At 64.1% G+C, this 4,429-nt stretch carries 4 protein-coding genes; 2 read left to right on the forward strand and 2 right to left on the reverse strand.

Features of this window, described 5'->3' with window-relative positions; genetic code table 11:
- Positions 1-1,370: Fe-S cluster assembly protein SufB (gene sufB, locus ABWP50_RS09405; protein ID WP_353217741.1), on the reverse strand; the 1,370-nt coding region annotated here is incomplete at its 3' end.
- A gap of 139 nt (positions 1,371-1,509) precedes the next feature.
- Positions 1,510-1,971, reverse strand: a complete 462-nt coding sequence (locus tag ABWP50_RS09410; protein WP_353217738.1) for an SUF system Fe-S cluster assembly regulator — start codon at positions 1,969-1,971, stop codon at positions 1,510-1,512.
- Positions 1,972-2,135: 164 nt separating this feature from the next.
- On the opposite strand from ABWP50_RS09410, the gene ABWP50_RS09415 reads away from it, so the two are divergent.
- Both ABWP50_RS09415 and ABWP50_RS09420 read left to right on the forward strand, forming a co-directional pair.
- Positions 2,136-3,062 carry a DMT family transporter gene (locus ABWP50_RS09415; RefSeq protein ID WP_353217739.1) on the forward strand — a complete coding sequence of 309 codons (927 nt, stop codon included), beginning with the start codon at positions 2,136-2,138 and terminating at the stop codon, positions 3,060-3,062.
- Positions 3,063-3,134: 72 nt separating this feature from the next.
- On the forward strand, positions 3,135-4,429 hold a 1,295-nt coding region (locus ABWP50_RS09420; protein ID WP_353217740.1), incomplete at its 3' end, for a DNA recombination protein RmuC.

Here is a 4,429-nt window from a genome sequence, read left to right on the forward strand (position 1 = left end):
TCCATCGGCAATTGCTGCAACACTTCGCGGCAGAAGCCGTTGACGATCAAGCCCACCGCCGCCTCGGTATCCAGCCCGCGCGACTGGGCGTAAAACAGCTGATCCTCGCTGATTTTCGAGGTGGTGGCTTCGTGTTCGATTATGGCGCTGGGGTTGCGCACTTCGATGTAGGGCACGGTATGCGCGCCGCAATTGCTGCCCAGCAGCAGCGAATCGCACTGGGTGTGATTGCGCGCCCCTTCCGCCGTTGCCGCCACGCGCACCAGCCCGCGATAGGTGCCGTTGCTGCGCCCGGCGGTGATGCCCTTGGAAACAATTGTTGACTTCGTGCCCTTGCCGATATGGATCATCTTGGTGCCGGTGTCGGCCTGCTGGCAATTGTTGGTGACGGCGACCGAATAAAACTCACCGACGCTGCCCTCACCGCTCAGCACGCAGCTCGGATATTTCCAGGTGATCGCGCTGCCGGTTTCCACCTGCGTCCAGCTCACCTTGCTGTTCTTGCCGAGGCAGTTGGCGCGCTTGGTGACAAAATTATAGATGCCGCCCTTGCCGTCGGCATCGCCGGGATACCAGTTTTGCACGGTGGAATATTTGATCTCGGCATCGTCCAGGGCCACCAGCTCAACGACCGCGGCGTGCAGCTGGTTTTCATCGCGCATCGGCGCCGTGCAGCCTTCGAGATAGGAGACATAGCTGCCCTTGTCGGCGATGATCAGCGTGCGTTCGAACTGGCCGGTGTTGGCAGCGTTGATGCGGAAATAGGTGGAAAGCTCCATCGGGCAGCGCACGCCGGGCGGGATGTAGACAAAGGTGCCATCGGAAAACACCGCGCAGTTCAGGCAGGCAAAATAATTGTCCTGCACGGGCACGACACTGCCCAGCCATTTCTGGATCAGGTCGGGATATTCCTTCACCGCTTCGGAAATCGACAGGAAGATCACGCCGGCCTTGAGCAGTTCGGCGCGGAAGGTGGTGGCCACCGACACGCTGTCAAACACCGCATCCACGGCCACGCGGCGCGCGCCTTCAACACCGGCCAGCATCTTCTGCTCTTCGATCGGGATGCCCAGCTTTTCATAGGCGCGGCGGATTTCGGGATCGAGCTCGTCCAACGATGCCAGGGTCGGCTTGGCCTTGGGCGCGGCGTAATAATAGGCATCCTGATAATCGATCGGCGCGACGTTCAGCTTGGCCCAATCCGGGCTCACCATCGTCTGCCAGCGCGCAAACGCCTTCAGCCGCCATGCCAACAGCCATTCCGGCTCGCCCTTCTTGGCCGAAATGTAACGAACCGTGTCCTCGTTCAGGCCCTTGGGCGCCATTTCGGATTCGACATCCGACGAAAAGCCCCATTTGTAGGTGGACATATCCTCCACAGCCGCCCGCGCGGCTGCATCTTGGATAGGGGCATCCTGAATGGGAGCATCCGGCGCGGGATCGGCCAGGGCGCGGCCGGCCAGGACCAGGGAGGCGGGGGTATCAAGCATGGTCATCACTCTTCAAACATCAGGTGGCCAGCGCGTCGCTGGACGCGGGCTCGGTCGCCGTGGGTACAGCCGCTGCCACCGGCTGCGCCAGATCGGCCAATGTCACAGCGGCAAGCGCGCCGCGCACTGCGCGGTTGATCGGCGCCCAATGGCCGCGCACCGCGCAATGGCCTTCCATCAGGCAATCATGGGCATCGCTGCCGGCGCAGCTGGTCAGTGCGATCGGGCCATCAACGGCTTCGACAATCTCGGCCACGCTGATGCCGCCAGGTGCCCGCGCCAGCATGAACCCGCCGGCCACGCCGCGTGACGCCGTGAGCAAACCGGCGCGTGCCAACGTGCCCATCAGCTTGGCCACGGTGGGGGCCGGGATCATGGTCAATTCCGCCACGCGCGCCGCCGAAAATTTCAGCTCCGGCTCACGCGCCGCATGGGCCATCACCACCACGGCATAATCAGCTAGATTGGTCAGTCGGATCACATCGATTCCAGCCATTGCCTGCAAAGTGGACTAATCTGGTATGGCTTATGGGCAAGCTGGCCTTGCCTGTCAACAAAAGCATGACGGACATCGTGCGCCCGGGGCGAACCGGGCGGCGCGGGCGCATGCTTGCGCCGCCGCAAAAACCGCTTAAGCGACGGCCGGTGACAACTGCGATGCCTCCTGCCGCGCCTGGCCGCTGGGCCTTTGCTGCGATGATCACCGGTTCGGCGTGCCTGGCGTTCGGGCCGCTGCTGGTGCGGTTGGCCGATGTCGGGCCGATGGCATCGGCGTTCTGGCGGCTGGCGCTGGCGGTGCCGTTTCTGCTGATCATGGCCCGCATCGTCGGCGGCCCCGCTGCGCTGCGTTTGCCGCCGTCGCCGGGCATTCCAGGTGGTGGCCGCAGCCAGGCTGCGGTGCTGCTGCTTTCCGGCCTGGCCGGGCTGGCCTTTGCGGCCGATCTGGCGGTGTGGCATCTGGGCATCATGCGCACCACGCTGGCCAACGCGACCTTGCTGGCCAATGCCGCCACCTTCATGCTGCCGCTGTATGGCGTGGTCGTGCTCGGGCAGCGGCTGCTGCGCATGCAGGCGCTGGCGCTGGTGATGGCCGCTTCCGGCATGGCCCTGCTGCTCGGGCGGAGCGCGCAATTGTCACCGCAGCATCTGGTGGGCGATCTGCTGTGCCTGGCGGCGGCGCTGTTCTACACCATCTATCTGGTGGCAATCGAACAGGTACGGCTGCAACTGGCGGCGCTGCCGGCGCTGGCGCTGGCCACATTGGTCGGCGCGATTTGTCTGGCACCGCTGGCGACTGGTGGCGTTTTCTGGCCGCAGGACTGGACGCCGATCATTGGTCTGGCCATCGGCAGCCAGGTGATCGGGCAGGGGCTGATCGTCTATGCGGTGCGGCATCTGTCACCGCTGGTGATCGGGCTGGCGCTGCTGGTGCAGCCGGCCATCAGCGCCGGCGTGGGCGCTATCCGCTTTGGCGAAGTGCCTGGCCCATGGGAACTGGCCGGTGCGCTGATGGTGGTGGCCGCGCTGGTGGCGGCGCGGCTGCCGGCCCGCAGCAAACCGCGCGCAGATTAGGATGTTGGGCTTGAGCCATGCGGCCATGCCAGCTATGTTCACGTCTCGTTCCATATTCTTTGCAGGTGCATCGTGACCGAAGCTCAGATTGCTGCCGCGATGGCGGTGGCCGCCTTGCTGATTGGCTTTGCGGCGGCGTGGGTGCTGGCCAGCCGCCCGCTGGCGGGGTTGCGCACCGAGCGTGATGAGGCGCGTGCGCAGGCCGATGATCGGCGCACCAAGATTGCCGAAACTGCCGTGGAGATCAAGGCGCTGCAAACCCAGATTGCCGAGCGCGAACAATCGCATGCCCGCCAACTGGAGGAGCTGAACACGCGTTTTGAAGCACTGGCCGGCCGCGTGCTCGAACAGGCGCAGGGCCAGTTGATCACCCGCGCCGAACAACGTTTTGACGAGGCCGAAGCCAAGAATCAGGCCAGCCTGAAGGCGGTGCTGGCCCCGGTGGCGGAAACGCTGGCCAAATATGAAAGCCGGCTCGGCGAGGTGGAAAAGGCCCGTACCGAAAGCTATGGCGCGCTCAACCAGGCCCTGCAGCAGGTGACGCAGGGCCAGGTGCGTGTGTCTGACGAAGCGGCGCGGCTGGTGACGGCCCTGCGCAGCAGCGGCAAGACATCGGGCAGCTGGGGCGAACAACAATTGGCCAACACGCTGGAAATGGCCGGCCTGCGCGCCGGCGTGGATTTCACCCTGCAAACCCACATGGCCACCGAAGCTGGCGGCCGGCGCCCCGATGCGATCATCAATCTGCCCGGTGATCGCCAATTGATCGTCGATTCAAAATGCAGCCTGAATGATTATCTGGCTGCGCTGGAGGCCGGCAGCGATGCCGAACGGCTGGCGGCGATGCAGCGTCACGCCGCTGCGGTGCGCAACCATGCCCGCGGCCTGTCCGAAAAGGCCTATTGGACGCAATTCGGCAAATCAGCCGATTTCGTCATCATGTTCATTCCCGGCGAAAATTTCCTGTCTGCCGCAATGGAGCATGATCTGGCGCTGCTCAGCTGGGCCTTTGAACAGCGCATCCTGCTGGCCGGGCCGATCAATCTGCTGGCGATTGCCAAGACGGTGGCGCTGAATTGGCGGCAGGACAGACTGGCCGACGAAGCCCGTGAGATCGGCAAGCTGGGCGCCGAAATCTACAGTGCGATTGCGGTGATGGCCGAACATCTGGTGAAGATGCGCAAGAATCTCGGTGAAACCGTGGGCAATTACAACGACTTCATCGGATCACTGGAACGCAATGTGCTGCCCAAGGCGCGGCGCTTTGCCGATATGGGGGTGGATCCGGGCAAGAAGCCGGTGCCGCAGCTGGCTGCAATCGACGTGCCGGTGCGCACGGAGCAGGCCGCCGAATTGCTGCCCGCTCC

The sequence above is a fragment of the Sandarakinorhabdus sp. genome, from assembly GCF_040398645.1.
Lineage (GTDB): Bacteria > Pseudomonadota > Alphaproteobacteria > Sphingomonadales > Sphingomonadaceae > Sandarakinorhabdus.